This is a genomic window from Bacillus sp. 2175, from assembly GCF_057812155.1.
Genome location: NZ_CM173819.1, coordinates 959,877 through 983,976, shown reverse-complemented (window position 1 = coordinate 983,976; position 24,100 = coordinate 959,877). Strand labels below are relative to the sequence as shown.

Genomic DNA, 24,100 nt, shown 5'->3' with positions numbered 1-24,100 from the left:
AATATTTTGAATAAAGTTTTTTTTCATACTTGTATACTAATTTTTATAGCGATGATTGCTTCTAGTATTGGCGCATTCCTCATTTCATCTCAATTTTTGTTGAACTTTGTCAACATTTTGTTTTATATTGCACTGTTTTTTATTCTTATCGGCGGTTTTTTATACATATTTCAAAATGGTTTTTTCAATGTAACCATTTACGCATTCCAAAGAGTATTTGGTACGAACAAAAAGATTGACTCTTTAATTGAAGAAGTCGAGGAACCTACAGATAAGAAAGAACGTATTTATAAAACATATTCATTCAAATGGACATATCCAATTTGTATTACAGGTATCTTCCTTGGGTTGTTCTCGACCCTTATTAGCTTTACTATTTTGATGTAGTTTGCAAACACTATCCCATATGATATAATAATCAGCAAAACATTTTGTTATAAAACTTTAGTTCTTTCATATTAAAAGAGCTCAAGTAACAATAAATAAATTTATATGTATGCGATGATAAAGAAGAGTACATATTGAGGCAATTTCAGAGAGCTTGTGGTTGGTGTGAACAAGTAATTGTACAGTATGGAATGGGCTTTTGAGCACCAAACCGAACCGAAAGTAGTAGGCTTTGGCGTTATATCCTAACGTTATTATGGATTAGAGAGATTTCACAGTAGTGAAATAATTAGGGTGGTACCGCGGTCCATTCGTCCCTATAGTTTTTGGGATGAATGGGCTTTTTTGTTTGCCTTCTCTCCCCCCCCATCACGCATTCAATTTTAGGAGGAATTACTTATGTCAGTTATCTTTTCTGGTATTCAGCCAAGTGGAACGATTACACTTGGAAACTATTTAGGCGCAATGAAGCAGTTTACAGAGCTTCAAAATGAACACGACTGTTATTTCTGTATTGTAAACCAACATGCGATTACAGTACCTCAAGATCCCGTCGGACTTCGTAAAAACATCCGCAGTCTTGCTGCACTTTATGTAGCATGCGGCATCGATCCTGAAAAAGCTACTTTATTTGTACAATCAGAAGTACCAGCACACGCTCAATTAGGATGGATCATGCAATCTGTTGCTTACGTTGGAGAATTAGAACGTATGACGCAATATAAAGATAAAGCTTCGGGTAGAGATTCAGTTCCAGCTGGATTACTTACGTATCCACCATTAATGGCTGCTGATATTTTACTTTACAACACTGAAATCGTACCAGTTGGTGATGACCAAAAGCAACATATGGAATTAACACGCGACCTAGCAGAGCGTTTCAACAAACGCTTCCGTGAAGTGTTCACAATTCCTGAAATTCGTATTCCAAAAGTAGGCGCTCGCGTTATGTCATTAACAGAACCTACGAAGAAAATGAGTAAATCTGATCCGAATCCAAAATCAATGATCAGTATGCTTGATGAACCAAAAACAATTGAAAAGAAAATTAAGAGTGCTGTTACTGACTCTGAAGGTATTGTGAAATTTGATAAAGAAAACAAACCTGGTATCTCTAACTTATTAACAATCTACTCTTCATTCTCTGGAAAAACAGTTGAAGAAATTGAAGCAATGTACGAAGGAAAAGGATACGGCGACTTCAAAGGCGACCTAGCGCAAGTAGTCGTAGAAGCAATTCGTCCAATCCAAGACAAATATAACGAACTAATCAACTCACCAGAACTAGACGAAATTCTAGACAAAGGTGCAGAAAAAGCAAACCGCGTTGCATTCAAACAACTACGCAAAGTAGAAAACGCAATGGGACTAAGCAGAAAACGTAGGTAACATATAAAGTGGAAGCGGCTCGTTCAGCTCTGACTGGCTAAGGTTCTTTCGCATAAAAGGAGCTTTTTTCCTTCTTATGCGGAAGGTTCTTAGACACGAAGAGCTTGCCGCTGGAGCTGGATTACATATAAGGTGGAGGCGGCTCGTTTAGAATGTGAGGGGGATGGAGCTCCTGACGTAGAGGCGCTTTTTGCCTCGCAGGAAGGCGCGAAGCCACCGAACATTCTTGCCGCTGGAGCTGGATTACTACAAAATTAAAAAACCGCCAATTGGCGGTTTTTTAATTTACCTTTTGCTCATTTTCCATTTCCCATAACTTTTCAAAAAATGGCTGTCCTTTTACGAGACGCTCGCATAATTGTTCATGCTTATCAGACCAGCCTGTTTTCGCTTCATCATACAGCTTAACCCAAATATCTTCAAATTCCATATGTTGAACCATTCCATATGCTGATGGATCCCACTCTGTGAACCAATAGCGAATTTCTGCTGTATTTTTCGTTGTATGTAATTGATCTAACGCCATAAATAATAATTGTTTTAGCTGTCTTTCTTTACGAGTCAAGCCATTCATAATGAAAGGCGATGGTGATAAAATGTGATGTTCTTTTTCTGTTTCTTCTACTTGGAACTCATACTTTTCTGCTTGTACGTTTTCTACCATCTCATATACCATCTGCTCTTGGCGTGGTATAAGTCTGCTTTTGCGAATTGGTACATTGTAACCAATTGTGTCAATCGCAATAATTCCTTTTCCATCTGTAACAACAAAGCAATACTCTTGCTGCAAACGTTCATGATTTTTACGAATATAAGCCTTATGATGTACGTCTTCCAGCATTTTTTGCGGAAGCTCTAACAATTCGTTCTCGATGTAATGATATAATGTGGCATCTACTTTTAATAATGGCACTTGATCTAATAGCTCAATCGTATCATCTTTCCGCCATTCGTAAAAATGACAAACGTTATACCCATTTTCTTCACCTTCAAACCAATTTACCCATACATCATGTAGATATAACATTCACTACCCCTCACTTCACTACTGTTTGTACCAATCATTATGTTCATTTTTGCTTAACTTTATTCCACTTGAGGAAATATATTCTAATTATTATTTTTTCTTCTATTAATACTAAAAAAACAGGAAATAGAACTCCTGTTTTTTTATATATGAAATGTACTTGCTTTATTCAATATTTCTTTTGCATCTATAGATAATAAAGAAAGTGTATCTTCTCCTTCCAAAGTTACACAATCTTTGACAATATGAAATCCAAGCGCATAGCCAAGCATCTTCGGATAAGAGTGAAAGCCATTTAATAAGATGTCATGTTCCCTTGTTCCTCGTTTTATACTTATTCTTTCATGTACAATATTTTTCCAATAATAAATAGCCTCTTCCTTTGAAAGATACGCCGTCCACGGTGCATTGTTTTTTTCTGTATACCTTTCTGTTACTGCTTGTTCAGCTAGCCCTTCCATAATCATCGTATCAAGTAATGTATATTCTGTTTCTTTCGTCTCAATTTGATGTAACCTGCATATGTGATGATATTCATGCGCTAATAACACTTTTAATTCTTCTACCGAATTCCGTCCACATACGAATAAGAAAATAACATGACGCATAGATAATCCAGCCCTACCGTTATACTCTTCTTGTACAGTTCGATTATAGGAATCTGATAATAAAATAAAGACAGGGACATCTGGACCTTTTAACCAGTTTTTCAGTTTATCATACTCCAGGCTCAATTCTTTCCAAATTTCCTTTTCCTCTAATTCTTTAATTTCCTTTTCTCCGCGCATAATCGGGCGATACATCCCTTTTGAAATTAAAAAGCGATACAACCTTTCTTTTGGCAACGGAATATACTTCGTAAATTTCTCACAAAGTTTTTCTGGCCGCCCATAATATAAATGTAGCCATTCAGCTGTTTCAACAATCCCCATCTTTATCCCTCCTTTTTCTTATGTATATGCTACAGGAGAAAAAGGCGTAAAAATAAATAAGGAGTTTTTTCGCAATATATTGCGAAAAAACTCCTTATTTCATCTATTATTTATACGATTTAAATACTAACACTGCGTTATGACCACCAAATCCTAATGAGTTACTTAATACTGCATTTACTTCTTGGTGTCTCGCTTGATTCGGTACGTAATCTAAGTCACATTCTGGATCTGGTGTCTCATAGTTAATTGTTGGCGGAATTACTCCGTCTGTAATTGATTTAATAGAGAAAATCGCTTCAACAGCACCAGCTGCTCCTAATAAGTGACCTGTCATTGATTTCGTTGAGCTAATCGCTACTTTATACGCGTGCTCACCGAAAGTTTCTTTAATTGCCATCGTTTCATATTTTTCATTCGCATCCGTACTTGTACCATGCGCATTAATGTAATCAATATCTTCTGGCTGTAGGCCTGCATCAGCTAAAGCTTGACGCATTGCACGCACTCCGCCTTCACCACCAGGAGCAGGCATTGTAATATGGAACGCATCTCCAGTTGCACCATAACCAGCAATTTCCGCGTAAATGTGAGCACCACGCGCTAATGCGTGCTCTAATTCTTCAAGAATTAGAATACCTGAGCCTTCACCCATTACAAAACCGCTACGGTTTTTATCAAATGGACGGCAAGCCGTTGCTGGGTCTTCATTAAATGTTAATGCTTTCGCTGAGCTAAATCCTGCGAATGCCATACTTGTTAGCGGTGCTTCTGCTCCGCCTGTAATCATTGCATCAGCATCACCACGCTGAATTGCTTTAAATGCATCACCAATTGAGTTTGCACCAGATGCACAAGCCGTTACAGAACAAGTGTTAATTCCTTTTGCTCCTGTTGCGATTGATACTTGACCTGCTGCCATATCCGGAATCATCATCGGTACGAAGAATGGGCTCACGCGGCGTGGGCCTTTCTCAGTAAAAATCTTAAATTGTTCTTCGTATGTTTCCATACCGCCAATACCTGATCCAATCCATACACCAATTCGAGGTCCGTTTTCTTCTGTAATTTCAAGCTTTGCATCTGCAACTGCCATTTTCGCTGCTGCTACTGCATATTGTGTAAAGCGGTCCATACGGCGCGCTTCTTTTTTATCAATATATTTCTCGACTTCAAAGTCGTTAATTTCTGCTGCTACTTTTGCTGGAAATAGTTCCGGATCAATTCTTGTAAGTCGTCCGATTCCAGATACACCCTTTTTAATGTTTTCCCATGCTGTTTCAACATCTGTTCCGACCGGTGTAACAGCTCCTAGTCCTGTAATTACGACCCTCTTTTTTTCCATACAAAATACACTCCTTTTTTTCTCTCAGTCCTTATTTACCCCAACGAAGAGCGACTGCTCCCCATGTTAATCCGCCACCAAAACCAACAAGTATAATTAAATCACCATCTTGAATACGTCCATTTTGCAATTCCTCTACCATTGCAATTGGAATTGAAGAAGCTGATGTATTACCAAACTTTTCAATTGTCATACTCATTTTTTCTTGTGGTAAATTTAATCTCTCTCTTGCAGATTCCATAATACGAATATTCGCTTGATGCGGTACTAAGAAATCCACATCCTCTTTTGTAAGACCAGCCTTATCCAGCACGCGAAGACAAGATTCACCAAGTTGACGAACGGCAAATTTAAAGACTTCTCTGCCATTCATCATAACATACTCGTCTTGATATAGATGCTTACCGCCGCTTCCGTCTGCTCCTAATTCGAAAGATAGAACGCCTCTTCCTTCTGAAACTGCTCCCATTACGATAGCACCGGCTCCGTCTCCAAATAATACCGCTGTATTTCGATCATTCCAGTCTACAATTTTAGATAGCTTATCACTACCAACTACTAATACGTTTTTATAAGTCCCCGTTTGAATAAATTGCTGCGCTGTAATCATTCCGTACATAAAACCAGCGCATGCTGCACCTACATCCATTGCAGCTGCATGTTTCGCTCCAATCGCTTCTTGAATGACACAAGCTACTGCTGGAAACGCACGATCTGGTGTTACTGTCGCCACTAAAATAAGATCGATATCTTCTCCGCTAACCCCTGCATCTTCAAGTGCTTTTTTTGCAGCCTCTACGGCCATATATGAAGTATCTATTGTATCATCGGCAATGCGTCTTTCTGCAATTCCCGTTCTCGTACGAATCCATTCATCGGATGTATCCATTATTTTTTCTAAATCGTGATTTGTGACTACTTTTTCTGGCACATATCTTCCGATCCCTAAAATGCCCACGTTCACATCGCAGCCCTCCGTTTTATATCAATTATTATGACTTGGTACTAATTTTAAAACATAAATGTATTTTTGTCTAGAATATATTTCGCATAAAACAGAAAGCTAACGCATTATCCACTTTATTTTTCATTAAAAGAAACAGAAACATACCTCTCAAATATAAAAAGACTCAAACCCTTCTGTTCACGGTTCGAGCCTCTCTTCCATCTAAAAAGATGTTTTTTATTCTTTATCTGCTTTTCTTCTAAACTAGAGAGTTCTCCTCACTACCTTTCCTTTATCCTCTTCATATCTCTGGTTTTCCCCCAGGCGAGAATAAAAAAGGCCCTGACCGCTTCTATCCACGGTTCGAGCCTCTCTTCCACCTTAAAAAGATGCTTTTTATTCTTTATCTGCTTTCCTTCTAAACTAGACAGTTCTCCTCACTACTTTTCCTTTATCCTCTTCATATCTCTGGTTTTCCCCCAGGCGAGAATAAAAAAGGCCCTGACCGCTTCTATCCACGGTTCGGGCCTCTCTTCCATCTTAAAAAGATGCTTTTTATTCTTTATCTGCTTTCCCAAGCTCGTAAGCTTCGTTCATAACTTTCATTAACAACTCTAACACCGGCTGTGCCTTCTCCATATCAAGTGCAATTCCATTATCATCTAAAATTGCCTTTGCTTCCGGTAAATGCTTCATTGCGATTTGTAAAAACTGCATGCTTTTTTCGTTCATATTATACTCTTCCTCTCCATTAAAACTTTCACATACAATAGTGTAACACGCGTACTACCCTTCGTATAACTCTTTATATTTTTTCATGTGTGCCAGTTGCTTATTTAAACCGTATTCTAACGGAGTATTTCTTTTTATCGAAATTACTTCGATAGCCTCATCTCTTACTTCGCTGTTATTTTTATTTACTTTATCATCCGCGCGTAAAAGATTCATACCTTTTTCCCATAATGACTGTTTACCACTAAGTAAATTGTATATACCAAGATGCGCCCCGTTCGTTCCATGTTCCCATAAGTATTCACATACATCTTCAACGTAAAGTAAATCATTCCCCTTTTCCTCAATCGTACAACGGCACTCTTTTTCAACTAATTCTGATAAAATAAGCTGATGAAACATCATAAAGGACGGTTGCCACGGTCCATATAATGTTGGAACTCGAAATACACTATATTGTAAATTCCCTTTTTTCAATCCTTCTTCTACTTTCAAAAATAGGCGCTTATTTTCGGATTCATCTGTACTGCCTACTTCAATAGAAGAAATTAAATTTAACTTCACTTTTTGTTCTTCACACATTCTTATAATTCGCTTTAAATATTGTAATATGACTCTTTCATTCCGAAATCCACTTTGCTGATTTGGCTCATATAAGCAAAAATAAACAGTATCGAATCTCTCTTCCTCAACCGATCTCCATCCATCTTCATCTCTTATCGAATAATACGTAAATAACGCATTTCGCCCAATTAATAATAACTTCTCTTCATTAATTTTGGTCATACTATCGAATTCATCAAAATCAAGACCATAGACTTCCACTTCTTCTGCAATCATTTTATTTACAAGGTGATAACCTACAAACGTAAGTGCACCTATTATCAGCACGCGTTCCATACCACCAATCCTTTCCCTCTGAAACAAATAGCTCCTCATTTATGTATATGGGAGCTTCATAATTCTTCTTCATATTTTTTAAAGAAATCAGTCGTTTGCCTAACCATTTTATATTTCACATCTTGCAGATGGAACAAGACAGAAGTATCACATTGATTTAGTTGCCTCATTTTCTCATATCTACGCAACTGCTGTTTTCTTCCTCTTTTTTCTTGTGTTGATACGAAAATTTTAACAGGTACACAAGATGGAAGAAGCGTAAATGATTTCTTATTTATTTTTGATTCTAATTCTTCTTCTTTGGCATCATACGCCAAACTTAATTCCTTCACGAGTCTCTTGTAAAAAAATTTATGCTCTTTCTCAAAACTTACATATTCTGGTAAATCTAAACACGGATTTAGCATAACAACAGAACGAATACATTCAGGATATTTGTTCATCATTTCAAGTGCTACAAGCGCTCCCATACCATCTGCCATAATGTGCATTTTCGCATTTAACGTCTCTTTTCTCAAAACAACATCATATAAACGTTTTGCCAGACGAACAGATTGATCGTTTCCCCAATGTCTTCCGTATAAATTAGAGGAAAAGACCGTGTAGCCTTGTTCAATAAGACCATGTAAAAAATAAGATTTACCCGCATGTTGTGTCCATAAACTTGTACCATTCTCAATAAAGTAGTTATAATCACCGAGGAGCATAACAGAAAATCCATTTGGCTTCTCCGGTAAATAAATGACACATGGTTCTTTTTCTAAGTAAAAAAAACGTTCCGTAATACTCATTTTTCCCCCGCCTTATTTTCTAAACATATAAAAGTACTCTTTTATAATGTATGAACGGAATGCAAATTTGCGTTGAAAAATCTACAAATATTTTTCTATATTCTTTTTTCAATTGTGTTACAATAAGGACAGATTGAACGAATAGAGGTGTAAAATATGCGTTTCATTTGGGCATTAATTTGGTCGTTCTTACTTGTACATATGATGAGCTATGTAATCGGCTCTATGACTGGCGGTACATACGACTTTAACCAAGCGTCTATTTTCTCAGTTGTTCTTGCTGTGTTAGTACTAGCAATTTCAGCTGCAATTCCAAACGAGCCAGTAGAACAACACTAAAAAAAGAGTCCGGATTTTATCCGAACTCTTTTTTATTTTTATTTCACATGAACGACTAATTCGTTATTTTCTACATCAACAACTACGTGACTATTGTCAGTAATTGTTCCTGCAATTAATTCTCGTGCTAATTTCGTTTCCACTTGACGCTGTACGTATCGTTTTAATGGACGAGCTCCGTACATTGGGTCGAAACCAGCTTCTACAACAAATTCTTTTGCTGCATCTGTTAATTCTACTGTAATGTGACGGTCAGCTAGACGACCTTGTAGTTCTTTTACAATTTTATCAACAATGCCTTTAATTTCATTCGTTGTAAGAGGTTTGAATAAAATAATTTCATCAACACGGTTTAAAAATTCAGGGCGGAAATGTCCTCTTAATTGTCCCATTACAAGATCTCTTGATTCCTCTTTAATCGAACCATCTTCTTCTAATCCATCTAGTAAATGAGCAGATCCAATATTTGAAGTCATAATAATAACTGTATTTTTAAAGTCCACTGTACGACCTTGCGAATCTGTAATGCGCCCATCATCTAACATTTGTAATAAAATGTTGAATACTTCTGGATGTGCTTTTTCAATTTCATCTAATAAAACAACGGAATATGGTTTACGTCTTACCGCTTCTGTTAATTGACCACCTTCCTCATATCCTACATATCCAGGAGGTGCACCAATTAAGCGTGACACTGCGTGTTTCTCCATATACTCAGACATGTCAATGCGAATCATTTGCTCTTCACTATCGAATAAAGACTGCGCTAACGTTTTTGCAAGTTCTGTTTTACCAACACCTGTTGGTCCTAAGAAGATGAAAGAACCAATCGGGCGGTTCGGATCTTTAATACCAGCGCGAGCACGAAGAACTGCGTCTGACACTAAGCTTACTGCTTCCTCTTGTCCGATGACACGCTCTGATAAGATTTGCTCTAAGCGTAATAATTTCTCGCGTTCACCTTCCACGAGTTTCGCAACAGGAATACCCGTCCAGCGTGAAACAATATCTGCAATTTCTTCTTCACTTACTTCCTCACGTAATAAACGATTTTCTTGTTTATTATGCGCGCCCATTTCTTCCGCTTCTTTTAACTCTTTTTCAATTGCTGGAATTTTCCCGTGACGAAGTTCGGCTGCTTTATTTAAATCGTAATTACCTTCTGCTTCTTCTAATTCACGACGCAGACGTTCTAAATGTTCACGTAAGTCACGAACTTTGTGAATGTCTTCTTTTTCTTTCTCCCACTTTGCTCTCATACCACTTGCAACTTCTTTTAAATCCGATAATTCACGTTGCAATGTTTTTAGACGCTCTTGGCTACCACGATCCGTTTCTTTTCCAAGAGCCGCTTCTTCAATTTCCAGCTGCATAATGCGGCGCGTTACTTCATCTAATTCTGTTGGCATAGAATCGATTTCTGTACGAATTGTTGCACACGCTTCATCAACAAGGTCAATTGCTTTATCAGGTAAGAATCGATCTGAAATATATCGATCTGATAAAACTGACGCTGCTACAATCGCACGGTCATGAATATTTACACCGTGATAAATTTCAAAGCGTTCTTTTAATCCACGTAAAATTGAAATTGTATCTTCAACAGTTGGTTCTTCTGCTAATACTTGTTGGAAACGTCTTTCTAGCGCTGGATCTTTCTCAATATATTTGCGATATTCATCGAGCGTCGTCGCCCCGATACAATGCAGTTCACCACGCGCAAGCATCGGTTTTAACATATTTCCTGCATCCATGGCTCCTTCTGTTTTACCAGCTCCAACTATTGTATGAAGTTCATCAATGAATAATAAAATGCGTCCTTCACTCTTTTTAATTTCATTTAATACAGCTTGCAGACGCTCTTCGAACTCACCACGGAATTTCGCACCAGCTACGAGTGCACTCATATCTAACGCAAAAATCGTTCTATCTTTCAATCCTTCAGGTACATCCTTTTTCACAATACGCTGGGCTAGCCCTTCAACGATTGCTGTTTTACCAACACCTGGCTCCCCAATTAAAACCGGATTGTTTTTCGTTTTACGTGAAAGAATACGGATTACACGTCGTATTTCACTATCACGGCCGATTACAGGATCGATTTTCCCTGCTCTCACTTCCGCCACTAAATCACGACCATATTTTTCTAACGCTTCATAAGTTGCTTCTGGATTTTGACTCGTCACTCTTTGATTCCCCCGAACTGTCATTAAAGACTGTAATAAGTTATCTTTCGTAATATGCAATCTTGTAAATAATTGATTTATATCGCCTTTTTCTTCAGAAAAAGCAAGCAACACATGTTCTACTGAAATGTAATCATCCTGCAGTTTTTCTGCTTCTTTCCCTGCTCTTACAAGCAGTTGTTGCAGAGCGCTCGTTACATACAATTTTCCAACTTCTGCACCGCTCCCCGTTACAGAAGGTTTCTTTTTAATTAAACTTTCAGCACCTTGCTTTAATGCTTCTATATCAACATTCATTTTTTGAAATATACGTACTGCTAATCCATCTTGCTCTTCTAATAATGCAAGTAATAGATGAACAGTATCCACCTCTTGGTGATGATGAGATACCGCTAAAGATTGGGCACTCATAATCGCCTCTTGTGTTTTTGTTGTCATTTGATTTAAGTCCATCTTTACAGCCCTCCAAAAGTTTGACTTTCTTTGACCTTTGATTTGATTATACGCCAACTGACTTTTTTATACAATAATTTTGCCTATGTATTTTCAAACTTATTATTTGAAAAAGAAAAAGAGAGCATTCATTATACTGCTAAAAAATACGGTAAATGAAATTACAATGTGTAACGACAAAAAAGCCGCAATAATGATTGCGGCTTCTGTTACGGTTTTCTTTTATATGTCCACTGGCGGTTATGATTCGTGTTATCCGGAAACTTTTCACCGGCAGTTAATTTCACCATTTGCGGATCTTTCACCATACTTCCCGTTTCACCAATTTCTACGTAAATGCCATCATTCGGCGCTTTTTGTCCAGAACGAAACCTGCGATTTTGTCCCATCTTCATTCTCCTTCCATGACGTCTTGCCTCATTAGTATATCCATTTTAAAAGAAAGCTTTTCTGTCATGTTTAGGAAACAGTACTACATCTCATTCTTGTACATATATATGAATGACACAAGCGTAAGCAGGGATTTCTTTCCTACTTGTAGAAAAAAAAAGAAACCAACCTACTCTAGGCTAGTTTCAAAGGAGAGTCAAACATATACGAGAAGATTACATGTTCATTATATGCCTCACCACACGAGCAATGTAACCCTTTTCACAATTTGTACATAATGAAAGAAACATTGTTTGAACTTTCTAAAAAGATGTTGACTTTTCTTAATTTCCAACGATAAATAGTAGACACCACAGCACTTTGAGACGTAAGATGGATATATAGTGAAATTTCCATCTATGGTGATTTCACCGAGCCTAACCTCTTATTTCTGCATATTAAAAACGGAAATACAGATAGATACAAAAAAATTATTATAAGAGGTGAAATTATGAACAAACAACATTTAATCGCATTAGACTTAGACGGCACTTTATTAACAGACAACAAAATAATTTCCACTCGAACGAAACATACAATTGCAAAAGCAAAGGAACAGGGACATATTGTTGTTATTTCAACAGGACGTCCATTCCGTGCTAGTTACGATTACTATAAAGAACTTGATCTTAACACACCTATCGTAAACTTTAACGGCGCTTACGTACATCATCCTCTTGATTCAAACTGGGGAACACATCACTCTCCTCTTGAGCTAGCAACAGCGCAAGAAATTGTCCGAGCTTGCTTTGATTTTGGCGTAAAAAATATATACGCGGAAGTAATGGACGATGTGTATGTTCGTGAAATTGATGAAGATAAAAAACATATTTTCGAATTCGGCTCTCCTAAGATTTTTACCGGAGACTTATTAAATATTTTAAACGATCATCCAACTTGCTTATTAATTGACGCACATGACGAGCATTCTACTGCAATTCGTCAACATTTAACGGATATGCATGCGGAAGTAATCGACCATAGAAAATGGGGCGCACCTTGGCCGATTATTGAAATTGTGAAAAGCGGATTAAATAAAGCAGTTGGATTACAAAAAATTTCTAGTCATTACAACATTCCACAAGAGCGCATTATCGCTTTCGGTGATGAAGATAATGATTTTGAAATGATTGAATTTGCTGGTCATGGCATCGCAATGGGAAATGCCATCCCTGAATTAAAATCACTCGCAAACCATACGACGTTAACGAACGAAGAAGATGGTATTGCTTTATATTTAGAAGAGGTTCTTGGGTTGTAATCTAAAAATTCCCTACTTATAGTTTCCTGCCAAATGTCCATACTATAAGTAGACGCATGAGACATTGCGTCGATTGTTTTCAGCTAAATAAAGGGGGTTTTTCGAATGGGTAAAAAGAACAAATCAAAACGTTTTATCCAACAAGGAGCCGATGCTGTTATGAAGCATGATGCAAGATTCCCGTACAGAGGTACATTAGCTGAGGCAGAAAAAGCAAGAAGTAACTCTTCTTTTGGAGGGGTTTAAATGGGGAACTTACTATTCCAACAAGCTAGAGATGCTGTTGAAAATGCCGTATCTTGTTCAAGCGGTACTGAGCAACAAGATCTCGTGTATAGAGCAAAAAATGCTTTGCAATCCGCTTACGCAAACTCTTCAACTGCTGAAAAAGTTCAGCTCCGTGAAATGCAAGAGCAATTGCAAAACATTACGAATTTACATTAAAAAAGAGGACCAACTTTGGTCCTCTTTAATCTTTCCGAAACAATCCGAACACCCCAACTGTTTGCAGTATATTTGTAAATGCACCTGGGTCCACTTGTCTAATAATCCTCTCTAATTCGTATAACTCGTAACGGGTAATAACCATCATTAACATTTCTTTATTTTCATTCGTATAAGCACCTGTTGCTGGTATCGTTGTAATCCCTCTTACTAATCGCGAGTGAATCGCCTTTCTTACGTCTGCCCCATTCTTCGTAACAATTAATGCTGTAATCTTTACATGACGAGTATGAATTGCATCAATAATTCTCGTTGATACATATAAAGTCACTAGCGTATACAACGCTTTTTCCCATCCATATACATAGCCAGCAGCGATAATGATAATTGCATTAAAAAAGAAAAAGTATGTACCGACAGGCTTATCTTTTATTTTTGATAAAATCATGGCGATAATATCTAATCCACCTGTAGAAGCACCCCACTTTAAAGCAATCCCTACTCCAATTGCCGAAATAATCCCGCCAAAAATCGCATTTAATATGATATCATTCGAAACCGCTCTAACAGGGATGATTTCTAGAAACAGAGTCATAAATATAACACAAAGAAAACTAAAAAAGGTGAAGGCCTTTCCAACCTTTTTCCACGCTAAAATAACGACAGGAATATTAAATAAGCTAAACAATACTCCCGTAGATATGTGAATCGATAAAAAATCACCTAATATTTGTGATAATAATTGAGACAATCCAGCAAAGCCGCTCGCATACACTTTTGCTGGCGTTAAAAATAAATTCATCCCAATCGCGTTTAATAAACCTGCGATGATTACAACGATTAACTTCTTTATAAGTTCAGTATAATTCAACTTCAAATCCATTTCGAATCCACCTTTACCCTTCATAAATGCACCGCTATACATAGTCTTTACGAAAAAGGAAATGATAAACGTACAACGTTTAGAAATGGAGTTGATACATATGCCACATACGAGTGATAACGACAAAAAAGCACGCGATAATAACGCAAAACGCACACAAAAAAATGAGCAAGAGCAAAAAAATGAGCAAGAGCAAAAAAATATTCAGCAAGGTAAACGTGCATACTCTAAAAAGACCGATCACCTTTGATTCCATCGTACATCAACAATTATGTTGATGTACTTTTTTACATTTTAAAGGAAAAAAACATTAAAAATTCACTTCATGTTCACTTCTATATTCTACAATAGCGATAACATATTCGGATGAGGTGTTGGCATGAGAGGGAAACATATTTTCATTATTACTGCACTAATAAGTATATTGATGTTATCTGCTTGCGGACAAAAAAACGGCTCAGCTACAGTCGCTACAGCAACAGACTCGACCATTACAAAGGATAACTTCGAAAAACAATTGAAAGATCGTTACGGAAAAGACATGCTATACGAAATGATGGCACAAGACGTCATCACAAAAAAATATAAAGTATCTGATGAAGAGGTAAATAAAGAAGTAGAAAAAGTAAAAAAACAATATGGAGATCAATTCAAAAAAGTATTAGAAAATAATGGTTTAAAAGATGAAGAGGATTTCAAAAATCAAATTAAGTTCAAACTTGCTATGAATGAAGCGATTAAGAAAAGCATTACAGAGAAAGACGTAAAAGACCACTATAAGCCAGAAATTAAAGCGAGTCACATTTTAGTAAGTGACGAAAATGAAGCGAAAGAAATAAAGAGTAAACTAGATGCTGGTGCTTCATTTGAAGAATTAGCAAAACAAGAATCACAAGATCTACTATCAAAAGATAAAGGCGGAGACCTTGGATACTTCAATTCAGGTACAATGGCTCCTGAATTCGAAAGGGCTGCCTACAAACTAAATGTTGGACAAATTAGCAATCCCGTAAAATCATCAAACGGTTATCACGTTATTAAATTAACTGATAAAAAAGATTTAAAACCTTACGATGAGGTAAAAAACTCTATTCGCAAAAACTTAGAGGAAGAACGTACTGCTGATCCTGTATTCAGCAAAAAATTGTTACAAGAGGAATTAAAAAAGGCAAATATTAAAATAAATGATAGTGATTTGAAAGATACATTTACTCTTGTTTCTCCGCAAGGAAATTAAAAAAGCACAACCTTATTTTTTTAAATAAGGTTGTGCTTTTTAATCTTTCATCAATATTTCCAACTTTTTCTTCAAGCTTTTGTAATGCCAATTGATGTGATCTAATTCTATCTCCACTTCAATTAGCGCATCTATTAATTCTTCTTTAGACTGTTGTGAGTTCATAATATTTTCAAGTAATTGTTCGAATCTTTCAGTGCTCTCATATATATCATGTAAATCAACTGCTGCTATTTCGTGTTCTTTTTCAAGGGATAATACCGAGAGACTCTTTATCAATTGTTCCAGTACATTATCTTGCATTTTCGTACCTCTCTTTCAATATCTCATCATCATAAGAAATTATAAGATATACTGCGTTATAAAATTTCATATACACACCTTTTCGTCAAAGCGTATTACCCACACTTATTTTTGTTTAATAACTCAGATATCTAATCCCGGATAGCCCCTAAATATTAGGGCATTCATTCAAGCCCATTGCTAATTATCATACTTCCAATTATCCATAAAGTTTCTATTTCACGGATGCTCTCTAGTTTCTTTATACTCATCAATAATATATCCTGAATAAGCAGTAGCCTGCCTCTCATATCCAATTCTCGTTAGTCTTATATCATTAATCCATTGAAAATAATGTGTTAGTTCATGCGCAATAGTAAACAAATATCCTCCCAAAGCGTCATCTTTCCCTCTTTTCTCTAGCTCATCGTAATAATCTCCTGTCGAAATACGAATATACGGCTCATCATTTCGATCAAATGGTTCAAAGAAAGTACCATAGACCAACTCACCATCCATCGCCTTTATTTTATATGAAGATTTTACATAAATAGGTACTCTAATTGGAAAAAAATATTCTCGGCGTATCCATTTACAAAACTCTTTAATAGCTCTTCTCACTTCAGGATCAACATCTTTATCGAATTTTACTCGTAGTCCCATGCGATGACTCTTCTCTTCTAGATTATAATATTTCCGCCAATTTGTTAGTATCCAAATATGCATATAATCATCCTAATTATTTTATATTTTTAATACTGTCAGCGTTGTAAAAATTCAAAACACAGTGTAAAAGCTATCACAATTTTATACATAAAATGAAACTTTAATCAGTGATGATCTTACTGCCCGGCAAATAGCAGGATAGGCAGTACAAACACTGCGATAAATCTCTTATATTCTTTTAGCCTTTTTAATGAATCACATAAGAAATACTACAATCAAAATCTCACTTAAAAAACTACATAATAATTAACCATATATTTTTAAAACTTTATAACATACCTCTTCTATAACTTTAGTTTCCATCCTGCCTACTTCTTTCACAATATCTACCTTATAGAGCGAATACATTATTAAAAATAAAAAGAACTATCCCTTCTCTTAAAAATTCAGAGAAAGAATAGTTCTTTTTTCATCCACCTTATTTCTTAAAGTACGTCCAACCTTCTTCTTGGTAAACCTTTTCTTCTTTCATCAACTTACCAAGTGCGCGCTTAAATGCAGCTTTACTCATGTTAAAGCGTTCTTTAATATCTTCTGGATGGCTCTTATCCCAAAACGGCATTGCTCCGCCTCGTTCTTCCATATATGCATAAATTACTGCAGCATCATCTTCCATTCCTTCTTCTTTACGAGGAAGAAGTGAAATGTTAATTGTACCGTCATCTTTTACGTCAATAATACGGCCCGTTACACGCTGACCGATGCGGACTTGTTCTTTTCTTTCTGTATGGTGTAGGAAAGCACGGAAATGCTCATCCGTTAGTATGAATGAACCAACTTGAAGTGAACGATATACACGTCCGTTTACGTTTTTATTACGCATAGATGGCGTTGCATCTACGATAATTTCTTGCATATCACTGTCTCTTGCCGGAAGAGCAATTAAACGATCACGATTCGTTAATTTTAACGTACAATATAATTCGTCGCCTACTTCTGGCCATACCGGCATATAAATCGGGAACTCATCAGCTGGAATTAGTATATCTTTTGACACACCAATATCAACAAACACACCTAAACTAGGAATAACTTCTACAACCTTTACCCAGTTCCAATCATAAGTTGTAATAATTGGTTCCTTCATTGTTGCTGAAATACGATTTTGGTGATCAAGGTATAAGAATACATCAATCGTATCGCCTTCTTCAATTTCTCCAGCCACTTCGTTTTTATGTAGGAAAATTTCTTCTTCTTCATTCCCAACCATATATCCGATTTCCGTTTCGCGTAAAACAGTTACCTGTTCAATCGATCCTATTTGCAAATACATATTTTTTAATTCCCTTCTATATATATAAAATTATCTTTTTTATCATTCCAAACAAAAGTTAATTATAACATGATTTTTCCTATATTTGTCCAACTGCCCAAAATTCACTATAATAAAATGAGGTTACATGAATATAAGTACGAAAACACTTAAGTCTAGACTCGTTTTCAGCTATACTTTAGTATGTACAGTACATAAAAAGATTAGAAATTTATTTGGAGGTGCTAACTATGGCAAAAGATAGTTCTTTTGACATCGTTTCGAAAGTAGAATTACCTGAAGTAACAAACGCAATTAATATCGCATTAAAAGAAATCCAGAACCGATATGACTTTAAAGGAAGTAAAAGTGATATTAAATTAGAAAAAGAAGTACTTGTTTTAACTTCTGATGACGAGTTTAAATTAGAGCAAGTAAAAGACGTTCTTATCTCTAAACTTGTAAAACGTAACGTTCCAATTAAGAACTTAGATTACGGAAAAGTTGAAGCTGCAACTGGCAACACTGTTCGCCAACGCGCAACACTTCAACAAGGTATCGATAAAGATAACGCGAAAAAAATTAACAACATCATTAAAGAAATGAAATTAAAAGTAAAAACACAAGTACAAGATGATCAAGTACGCGTTACAGCAAAAAGCCGTGATGACTTACAAGCAGTAATCGCAGCTGTTCGTAGCGCTGATTTACCAATCGACGTACAGTTCATTAACTACCGCTAAAAAGAAAACTCCTCTTAATTAGAGGAGTTTTCTTTTTTGTCTTGTAGAGACAATATTACGAGAACAAACTATAGAAAAAGGTATATGCGGTGAAAATCGCTAAGTGAACAGGGTCTAACCATACGCACACTTTACAAGTGACCGTATGATTAAACTAGGCCTTATTGTAGAATTTGTTTTATACATGTATTTAGCAGACCTTATTGAAAATAAGAAAAAGACACCTCAAGACGTTTCCCCCTTCGATTTGAATTACTTTTCTTAGTAACTACACCCTAGACCAAAGTCATCTTAAAAATCGCTGTAACTCATAATTCCTCCCCCCGCCAAAACGTAACAATTTATGAGTATAAGAATATTTCCCAACCTTTAATGTATTGTAAAATTAATAAGGAACTTAAAAAATGTTAATTAAAAAAGAGTTAGAAGTGGTTATATGAAGAAATTAATACTATGGTTTTTATTGGCCACATTCTCCCTAAATACTGTAGGATGTTCTAATAATGCGAATTCACTAACGGATAAGTCTAACTGTATCAACAAAGCTTGGTACAAAAAAACTATGTCATGTAATCATTTAAAAAACATTAAATAGTTAATGATAAAAGTCATAAAAAAAGACACCTCAAAGCGCCTTCCTCCGACTTGAACCATCTTAATTTTAATTATATTTGGATGGAGTTAAAAAGAAGCATAAATGGTTAATAAAGATGCAGACTTCAAAATAAAAAGTACACTAAGTAAACTCTTATTCAAAAATTTATATTAAACACTAATATTTTAGAAGAAAGTTTATAAGTTTAGAACCTACAGGGATTTTCCCTGTAGGTTCTATTATATTTCAAGTAATCCCCAAATGAATTATGAGTGGCTTTTTTCATTTTGGTTTTCAAAATATTTTTCTTTAACCATTTTTATCAGATTTTCTTTTTCTGTTAGTTCAAATATAAATAATGCTTTTTTCATGTTATTTGCAATATCTTCTTCATTCTGTTGTTTAAATCTCAATAAATTCCATCCCTTTAAATAGTAAAGTTCACCTAATAAGTATAAAGTATTTAGATTAATAGCTAATTTGACTTTGTGAACATATTCCATGACATAATTCGGATTGTGATATATTTTTTTAATTCTAAGCTCTTTAATGGTAATACCCAAATCGTAAAATTCCATTTTCCACCTACTATTTAGCACTGTATTAGTATAAGAGTATTCTCTAACTTTTAATGTAATGTAAAATCAATATAGTTACAATTATTGATTGCTTCAAAGATTCTTCCCTATCGGTGCTAACACAAAAAACAGGTTAGGAAGAACATCCCCTTCCTAACCTGGCCCTCCTCTCACTAGGGACGTTTTCATTCTCACATCGTTTCTCTTAAGAAATTTCATATCAACAGAATAAATACTATCGCGCCACCGAACAAACTTACATATACAATAAGAAGACATGAACATAGAGCCAGCAACTTCTCATCTACGTTTCCTTTTAACTGCAATTAAAAACGCAATAAATAATACATTCACACCAACGATTAAGGAGATAAATAACCAATTCACACCTGTTTCTCCGTTAACTTTATACACGTTTGATTCTTCACGCTTTAAAACGAGATAAAATTTTCCGTTTCCCTCTCTTATAATTTCATCCTGCAACAATCCTCTTAACTCTTGTTTTTCACCAATTGCACTTGCAGGTAAGGAGACTTTTTGTGTTTCTTTCGTATTATTAATTGCTACTAAAGTTACTTCATCTTTATATTTTCGTTTTAGTATGCTCATCCCGCTCTTATCATACAGAAGCTCAAACGTACCGCGTCGTAAAGACGGTCTCGCCTGCCTAAGTTCACCTAGTTTTGTTATGTGCTGCATAAATTTTTCGTCTGACTTAAAATCCATTAATCGTCTATTATCGGGTACACTTCCTCCATCTAATGCAATTTCAGTTCCGTAATAAAAATTCGGAATTCCAGGTGATGTTAACAAATAAGTAAGCGCCAGTTTTAAACGTGATGGCGGATAATACATATTTTCTTTTGCAATACGCGCATATCTTTTTGTTTCTTGATCATCTAAAAACGTAACAAATTCTCCTTCTTTTTTACTCACATCGTATAACGATTTCACCGATACATCTGCTTTAGAAAACGATTCTACTATTTTTTCGTTGTATTCACCATCCTCCTTTGTCATAATACGAAAATCTTTCTTTATCACTTGCATATCTTTTTGCGCGTTATCCCAAAAGGAACGCGGCTTTTTTTCACTATGTATAACATAGCTTCCGTCTAAATCAACTTCTTTTATCCACCATTTCATTGCGTCAATTACCTGTCGTTCGTTTTCTCCAAGTGGAAATTGAAATACAACTTTCATTCCTTTTGCATGAGCTTCTTTTACAAGTTCTTTCACATCATTGTCTGTCCCGAAATGTTCATTTACCTTTTTAAAATTTTGCACGTCTAATCCATCGTACTTTCCACTTTCAAAAAGCGGCGAAAGCATAACGGTAGTAAAACCCATTTCTTTTATGTAATCCAACCTTTTTATAATTCCTCTTATATCCCCGCCTTGATACCCTTCTAAATTACCAACTTCTAACTGCTTGTCATTTTTCGGTTCTCCATTATTGAAGCGATCAATCATAATGGAGTATATAACTTCATCTCGCCACTCTCTTTTTTCGTCTGCAAAAGTATGTATTGGTACAAACAAAACAACAGCTAAGCAAAAACAAATGAATAGTTTCCTAGTCCGTATTTTTCCCACACGCATCCCCCAAGTTCTTTAATTGTAAGAATATTATACCAATTTTCTGAATGAAGCGCATATGTCGATTTTAATCCTCACAAAATAATTCATGTTAGGTTTTATTACATCATATATATAATCTTCTGAATTTTTAGTTGATTTTCGGTTTAATTTCGAATATGATATGAAACATAACAAATATATGTTATTTTTTCTAACATTATAGGAGGAGAGATCATGGATATGGGAGATACAGTTTTTATGTTTATGGCGACAGTAATGGTCATGTTGATGACACCAGGATTGGCACTTTTTTATGGAGGTATGGTTCGCAGCAAAAATGTACTCAGTACAACGATGCATAGTTATAGTGCAATGGCTATCGTTTCGATTCAATGGATTGTTATCGGCTATTCTTTATCATTCGGACCAGATTGGCACGGGCTTATCGGTACACTTGATTGGTTCGGTCTAAACGGAGTTACCTACGCACCAAATCCAGACTACTCATCTACTATTCCTCACAATTTATTCATGATGTTTCAACTCATGTTCGCCATTTTAACTCCAGCTTTAATTTCAGGTGCATTTGCTGAAAGAATGCGATTTTCTGCCTTTCTTATTTTTATCCTTCTATGGACAACAATCGTTTACAATCCTGTCGCTCATTGGGTATGGGGCGTCGGTGGGTGGCTAAGGGAACTTGGCGCCCTAGACTTCGCTGGCGGAAACGTCGTTCACATCACTTCCGGAGTTGCTGGTCTTGTATTAGCTATTTTCCTTGGAAAACGAAAAAACATAAATGGTTCTTCTCCTCACCATTTGCCATTTACAATGTTAGGCGCAGGTTTATTATGGTTTGGCTGGTTCGGCTTTAACGTCGGCAGCGCATTATCCTTAAACGACGTAGCGTTAACTGCATTTATTAATACAAATATAGCCGCCGCTGCCTCGGCTCTAACTTGGATGCTTTCTGAATGGTTCTTCCAATCAAAACCGACCGCAATGGGAGCTGCTTGCGGAGTTGTTTCTGGTCTAGTCGCTATTACACCAGCTTGCGGGTTCGTTACACCTTTCTCCGCCCTTCTTATCGGAGCAATTGGTGGTATATTATGCTTTGGCGCCGTTTTCTTCTTAAAAACAAAATTCGGGTATGACGATACACTTGATGCCTTTGGATGCCACGGCATCGGAGGAACTTGGGGCGGTATTGCAACAGGACTATTTGCAACTACTGCCGTAAACGGGGATGGTGCGAACGGATTGTTTTACGGAAACGCCGCGTTACTGTTTAAACAACTTGTAGCAATCGGGGCAACCTATGCCTTTACAATCATAATGACGTACACCATTATTAAAGTTATTAGCTTTTTCCTCCCCGTTCGAGTAGATGAGCACGAGGAACACATGGGACTTGATATTTCGATGCATGGTGAGAAAGCTTATGAGTATGTAGAAGAATCGGCAAATTAAAACGAAAAAGGTGTACTCCGTTCTAACACGGGGTACACCTTTTTCGTATATTCATAACGATACAATTATCTCAAACTATTGGTATGTAAATATCCTTATCTATCTATTCATATAAACATCTTACCTTTTCATTAGTGCATTTAAAACGAGTTGTACTGCAACCGCATCATCTAAATAGCCGATTGGAAATATATAATCCGGAATTACATCGACCGATAATATAAAGTAGATCAGCGCACTTCCCATTAAAGCAAGTTCTGCAGTCGTTCCCTTCTTCTTCGTAAATCTTTCATACAATTCTTTTAAATCATTAATAAACGGGCCAATACTGCTTACCTTTTGAATCTTTTCAAGAAACCCCTTTTCAATCGTTTCTTTGCCTTCTTCTGTTTGCGAATATTGTTCATAATTCGTTAATTGCTGCTCTACATTCGATATACTAAACTTTTGATCATAGAGCTGTGCGGATTCAAGTAAATGTTCAATGTTATTAATGGAAACATGAATATCCGATTGCTCCTCCTGTTTCGTTTCAATAGAATAGCCTGCTGCCACAAACAAATCACCAACTGGAACACCAAGACTCTCCGCGAACTTTTGCAAATGCTTCGGATTTGCCTTTCGCTTACCATTTACAATCATTGAAATAGTAGCCGTATCAATTTCAGTAAGCAAACTAAGCTTTCGCATCGATAAAGACTTTTCCTTAAGTAACTTTTTCAACAACAATCCAAGATTACTTTTTTCATTATCTTGAGACATATCTCATTCCCCTTTATTCACGAGAATAACCATAGTTATTATAAGAAAAACAACTATAATCTCTATACAATTCATATTAACAAATTTTTTCGACTATTTACAAGATAGAAGTCCTTTATATGTTTACATTTTGTAAACAAAAAAGCTATCTTAAAAAATTAAGATAGCTTTTCAACTCATTTTAACCATTTCCGTAATAATAAAAATACACTACCACAAATTATGTAAGAACTCACGAATGTGACAATTGCTATAAAAAATGAATGATGCATAGAAAAGGTCAGTACCATTAATAAGAAAGATACGAAGATTAAATCCAATAAAATAAAATACCCCGAACTTAAAACACTTTCTACTAATTGTAACTCCGATTCTAATTCAGAATATTTCAGTCTTTTATACAGTAATCTCACTTTCACTCACCTTCTAT

26 protein-coding genes, 1 pseudogene and 1 other annotated feature are annotated in these 24,100 nt (G+C 35.9%); of the genes and pseudogenes, 10 read left to right on the top strand and 17 right to left on the bottom strand.

Annotated elements, in window-relative coordinates:
• Positions 1-6: 6 nt before the first annotated feature.
• Together ACXKY9_RS05365 and trpS are read left to right on the top strand one after the other, a co-directional pair.
• Positions 7-387, top strand: a complete 381-nt coding sequence (locus ACXKY9_RS05365) for a DUF3899 domain-containing protein (RefSeq protein WP_001044997.1) — start codon at positions 7-9, stop codon at positions 385-387.
• Positions 388-492: 105 nt separating this feature from the next.
• Positions 493-709: a binding site (T-box leader), on the top strand.
• 77 nt (positions 710-786) lie between these two features.
• A complete protein-coding gene (gene trpS, locus ACXKY9_RS05360; protein ID WP_000110985.1) occupies positions 787-1,776 on the top strand; it encodes a tryptophan--tRNA ligase in 990 nt (329 codons plus the stop codon).
• A 280-nt stretch (positions 1,777-2,056) separates the two neighbouring features.
• Here trpS and ACXKY9_RS05355 read toward each other — a convergent pair whose 3' ends face one another.
• The 7 genes from ACXKY9_RS05355 to ACXKY9_RS05325 form a co-directional block, all read right to left on the bottom strand.
• Positions 2,057-2,803, bottom strand: coding sequence for a YjbA family protein (locus ACXKY9_RS05355; RefSeq protein ID WP_000966128.1), 747 nt, complete (start codon positions 2,801-2,803; stop codon positions 2,057-2,059).
• A 143-nt stretch (positions 2,804-2,946) separates the two neighbouring features.
• Positions 2,947-3,735, bottom strand: a complete 789-nt coding sequence (locus ACXKY9_RS05350; protein ID WP_000513275.1) for a DUF2268 domain-containing putative Zn-dependent protease — start codon at positions 3,733-3,735, stop codon at positions 2,947-2,949.
• Between the two features lie 106 nt (positions 3,736-3,841).
• Complete coding sequence (gene fabF / locus ACXKY9_RS05345) at positions 3,842-5,080, bottom strand: beta-ketoacyl-ACP synthase II (RefSeq protein WP_000412656.1); 1,239 nt, start codon at positions 5,078-5,080, stop codon at positions 3,842-3,844.
• 31 nt (positions 5,081-5,111) lie between these two features.
• Positions 5,112-6,044 carry a beta-ketoacyl-ACP synthase III gene (gene fabH / locus ACXKY9_RS05340; protein WP_001100533.1) on the bottom strand — a complete coding sequence of 311 codons (933 nt, stop codon included), beginning with the start codon at positions 6,042-6,044 and terminating at the stop codon, positions 5,112-5,114.
• 537 nt (positions 6,045-6,581) lie between these two features.
• The gene (locus ACXKY9_RS05335; protein WP_001986215.1) at positions 6,582-6,758 is read right to left on the bottom strand and encodes a ComZ family protein; all 177 of its coding nucleotides are present in this window, start codon (positions 6,756-6,758) and stop codon (positions 6,582-6,584) included.
• A 54-nt stretch (positions 6,759-6,812) separates the two neighbouring features.
• Complete coding sequence (locus ACXKY9_RS05330) at positions 6,813-7,685, bottom strand: NAD-dependent epimerase/dehydratase family protein (RefSeq protein WP_000487722.1); 873 nt, start codon at positions 7,683-7,685, stop codon at positions 6,813-6,815.
• A gap of 29 nt (positions 7,686-7,714) precedes the next feature.
• Positions 7,715-8,449 carry a lipase family protein gene (locus tag ACXKY9_RS05325; protein ID WP_000028691.1) on the bottom strand — a complete coding sequence of 245 codons (735 nt, stop codon included), beginning with the start codon at positions 8,447-8,449 and terminating at the stop codon, positions 7,715-7,717.
• A 156-nt stretch (positions 8,450-8,605) separates the two neighbouring features.
• Between ACXKY9_RS05325 and ACXKY9_RS05320 the strand changes: the two genes are divergently transcribed.
• Positions 8,606-8,788, top strand: a complete 183-nt coding sequence (locus ACXKY9_RS05320) for a YjzD family protein (protein ID WP_001211116.1) — start codon at positions 8,606-8,608, stop codon at positions 8,786-8,788.
• 38 nt (positions 8,789-8,826) lie between these two features.
• On the opposite strand, the gene clpB is transcribed toward ACXKY9_RS05320, so the two are convergent.
• The gene (gene clpB / locus ACXKY9_RS05315; protein ID WP_000365401.1) at positions 8,827-11,427 is read right to left on the bottom strand and encodes an ATP-dependent chaperone ClpB; all 2,601 of its coding nucleotides are present in this window, start codon (positions 11,425-11,427) and stop codon (positions 8,827-8,829) included.
• Between the two features lie 209 nt (positions 11,428-11,636).
• Positions 11,637-11,816 (bottom strand): YjzC family protein, encoded by a 180-nt coding sequence (locus tag ACXKY9_RS05310; protein WP_000531421.1) that lies wholly within the window; start codon positions 11,814-11,816, stop codon positions 11,637-11,639.
• 491 nt (positions 11,817-12,307) lie between these two features.
• On the opposite strand from ACXKY9_RS05310, the gene ACXKY9_RS05305 reads away from it, so the two are divergent.
• The 3 genes from ACXKY9_RS05305 to ACXKY9_RS05295 all read left to right on the top strand — a co-directional run bounded on the left by ACXKY9_RS05305 (position 12,308) and on the right by ACXKY9_RS05295 (position 13,561).
• Positions 12,308-13,117 (top strand): Cof-type HAD-IIB family hydrolase, encoded by an 810-nt coding sequence (locus ACXKY9_RS05305; RefSeq protein ID WP_001041232.1) that lies wholly within the window; start codon positions 12,308-12,310, stop codon positions 13,115-13,117.
• A gap of 105 nt (positions 13,118-13,222) precedes the next feature.
• On the top strand, positions 13,223-13,363 hold the full coding sequence (locus ACXKY9_RS05300; RefSeq protein ID WP_000516816.1) for a hypothetical protein: 141 nt from the start codon (positions 13,223-13,225) through the stop codon (positions 13,361-13,363).
• Positions 13,364-13,561 carry a DUF3813 domain-containing protein gene (locus tag ACXKY9_RS05295; RefSeq protein WP_000527407.1) on the top strand — a complete coding sequence of 66 codons (198 nt, stop codon included), beginning with the start codon at positions 13,364-13,366 and terminating at the stop codon, positions 13,559-13,561. It begins immediately after the preceding gene.
• 25 nt (positions 13,562-13,586) lie between these two features.
• On the opposite strand, the gene ACXKY9_RS05290 is transcribed toward ACXKY9_RS05295, so the two are convergent.
• Positions 13,587-14,444, bottom strand: coding sequence for a YitT family protein (locus ACXKY9_RS05290; protein ID WP_000364432.1), 858 nt, complete (start codon positions 14,442-14,444; stop codon positions 13,587-13,589).
• 100 nt (positions 14,445-14,544) lie between these two features.
• On the opposite strand from ACXKY9_RS05290, the gene ACXKY9_RS05285 reads away from it, so the two are divergent.
• Positions 14,545-14,694, top strand: coding sequence for a DUF3941 domain-containing protein (locus ACXKY9_RS05285; RefSeq protein ID WP_001120849.1), 150 nt, complete (start codon positions 14,545-14,547; stop codon positions 14,692-14,694).
• Between the two features lie 129 nt (positions 14,695-14,823).
• Positions 14,824-15,681, top strand: a complete 858-nt coding sequence (gene prsA, locus ACXKY9_RS05280) for a peptidylprolyl isomerase PrsA (protein ID WP_001214215.1) — start codon at positions 14,824-14,826, stop codon at positions 15,679-15,681.
• Between the two features lie 39 nt (positions 15,682-15,720).
• Here the strand turns inward: prsA and ACXKY9_RS05275 are convergent, their stop codons facing one another.
• From ACXKY9_RS05275 to ACXKY9_RS05265, 3 genes are all read right to left on the bottom strand, one after another.
• The gene (locus tag ACXKY9_RS05275; protein ID WP_001153798.1) at positions 15,721-15,984 is read right to left on the bottom strand and encodes a hypothetical protein; all 264 of its coding nucleotides are present in this window, start codon (positions 15,982-15,984) and stop codon (positions 15,721-15,723) included.
• A 219-nt stretch (positions 15,985-16,203) separates the two neighbouring features.
• Positions 16,204-16,689, bottom strand: coding sequence for a hypothetical protein (locus tag ACXKY9_RS05270; RefSeq protein WP_000548429.1), 486 nt, complete (start codon positions 16,687-16,689; stop codon positions 16,204-16,206).
• Positions 16,690-17,107: 418 nt separating this feature from the next.
• A complete protein-coding gene (locus ACXKY9_RS05265; protein WP_000281260.1) occupies positions 17,108-17,962 on the bottom strand; it encodes a CvfB family protein in 855 nt (284 codons plus the stop codon).
• A 230-nt stretch (positions 17,963-18,192) separates the two neighbouring features.
• Between ACXKY9_RS05265 and ACXKY9_RS05260 the strand changes: the two genes are divergently transcribed.
• Positions 18,193-18,684: a YajQ family cyclic di-GMP-binding protein gene (locus ACXKY9_RS05260; protein WP_001040149.1), complete on the top strand. Its 492-nt coding sequence runs from the start codon at positions 18,193-18,195 to the stop codon at positions 18,682-18,684.
• Positions 18,685-19,545: 861 nt separating this feature from the next.
• Here the strand turns inward: ACXKY9_RS05260 and ACXKY9_RS05255 are convergent.
• Positions 19,546-19,764: pseudogene (locus ACXKY9_RS05255) on the bottom strand (hypothetical protein); the annotation flags it as partial.
• A gap of 393 nt (positions 19,765-20,157) precedes the next feature.
• Entirely contained in the window at positions 20,158-21,459 is a 1,302-nt protein-coding gene (locus ACXKY9_RS05250; protein WP_044157395.1) for an alpha-amylase family glycosyl hydrolase, read from the bottom strand.
• Between the two features lie 213 nt (positions 21,460-21,672).
• Between ACXKY9_RS05250 and ACXKY9_RS05245 the strand changes: the two genes are divergently transcribed.
• Positions 21,673-22,908: an ammonium transporter gene (locus tag ACXKY9_RS05245; protein ID WP_000367127.1), complete on the top strand. Its 1,236-nt coding sequence runs from the start codon at positions 21,673-21,675 to the stop codon at positions 22,906-22,908.
• Between the two features lie 120 nt (positions 22,909-23,028).
• On the opposite strand, the gene ACXKY9_RS05240 is transcribed toward ACXKY9_RS05245, so the two are convergent.
• Positions 23,029-23,670, bottom strand: a complete 642-nt coding sequence (locus tag ACXKY9_RS05240; RefSeq protein ID WP_000076219.1) for a DUF1232 domain-containing protein — start codon at positions 23,668-23,670, stop codon at positions 23,029-23,031.
• A gap of 176 nt (positions 23,671-23,846) precedes the next feature.
• Entirely contained in the window at positions 23,847-24,083 is a 237-nt protein-coding gene (locus ACXKY9_RS05235; protein WP_001238640.1) for a hypothetical protein, read from the bottom strand.
• Positions 24,084-24,100 lie beyond the last annotated feature (17 nt).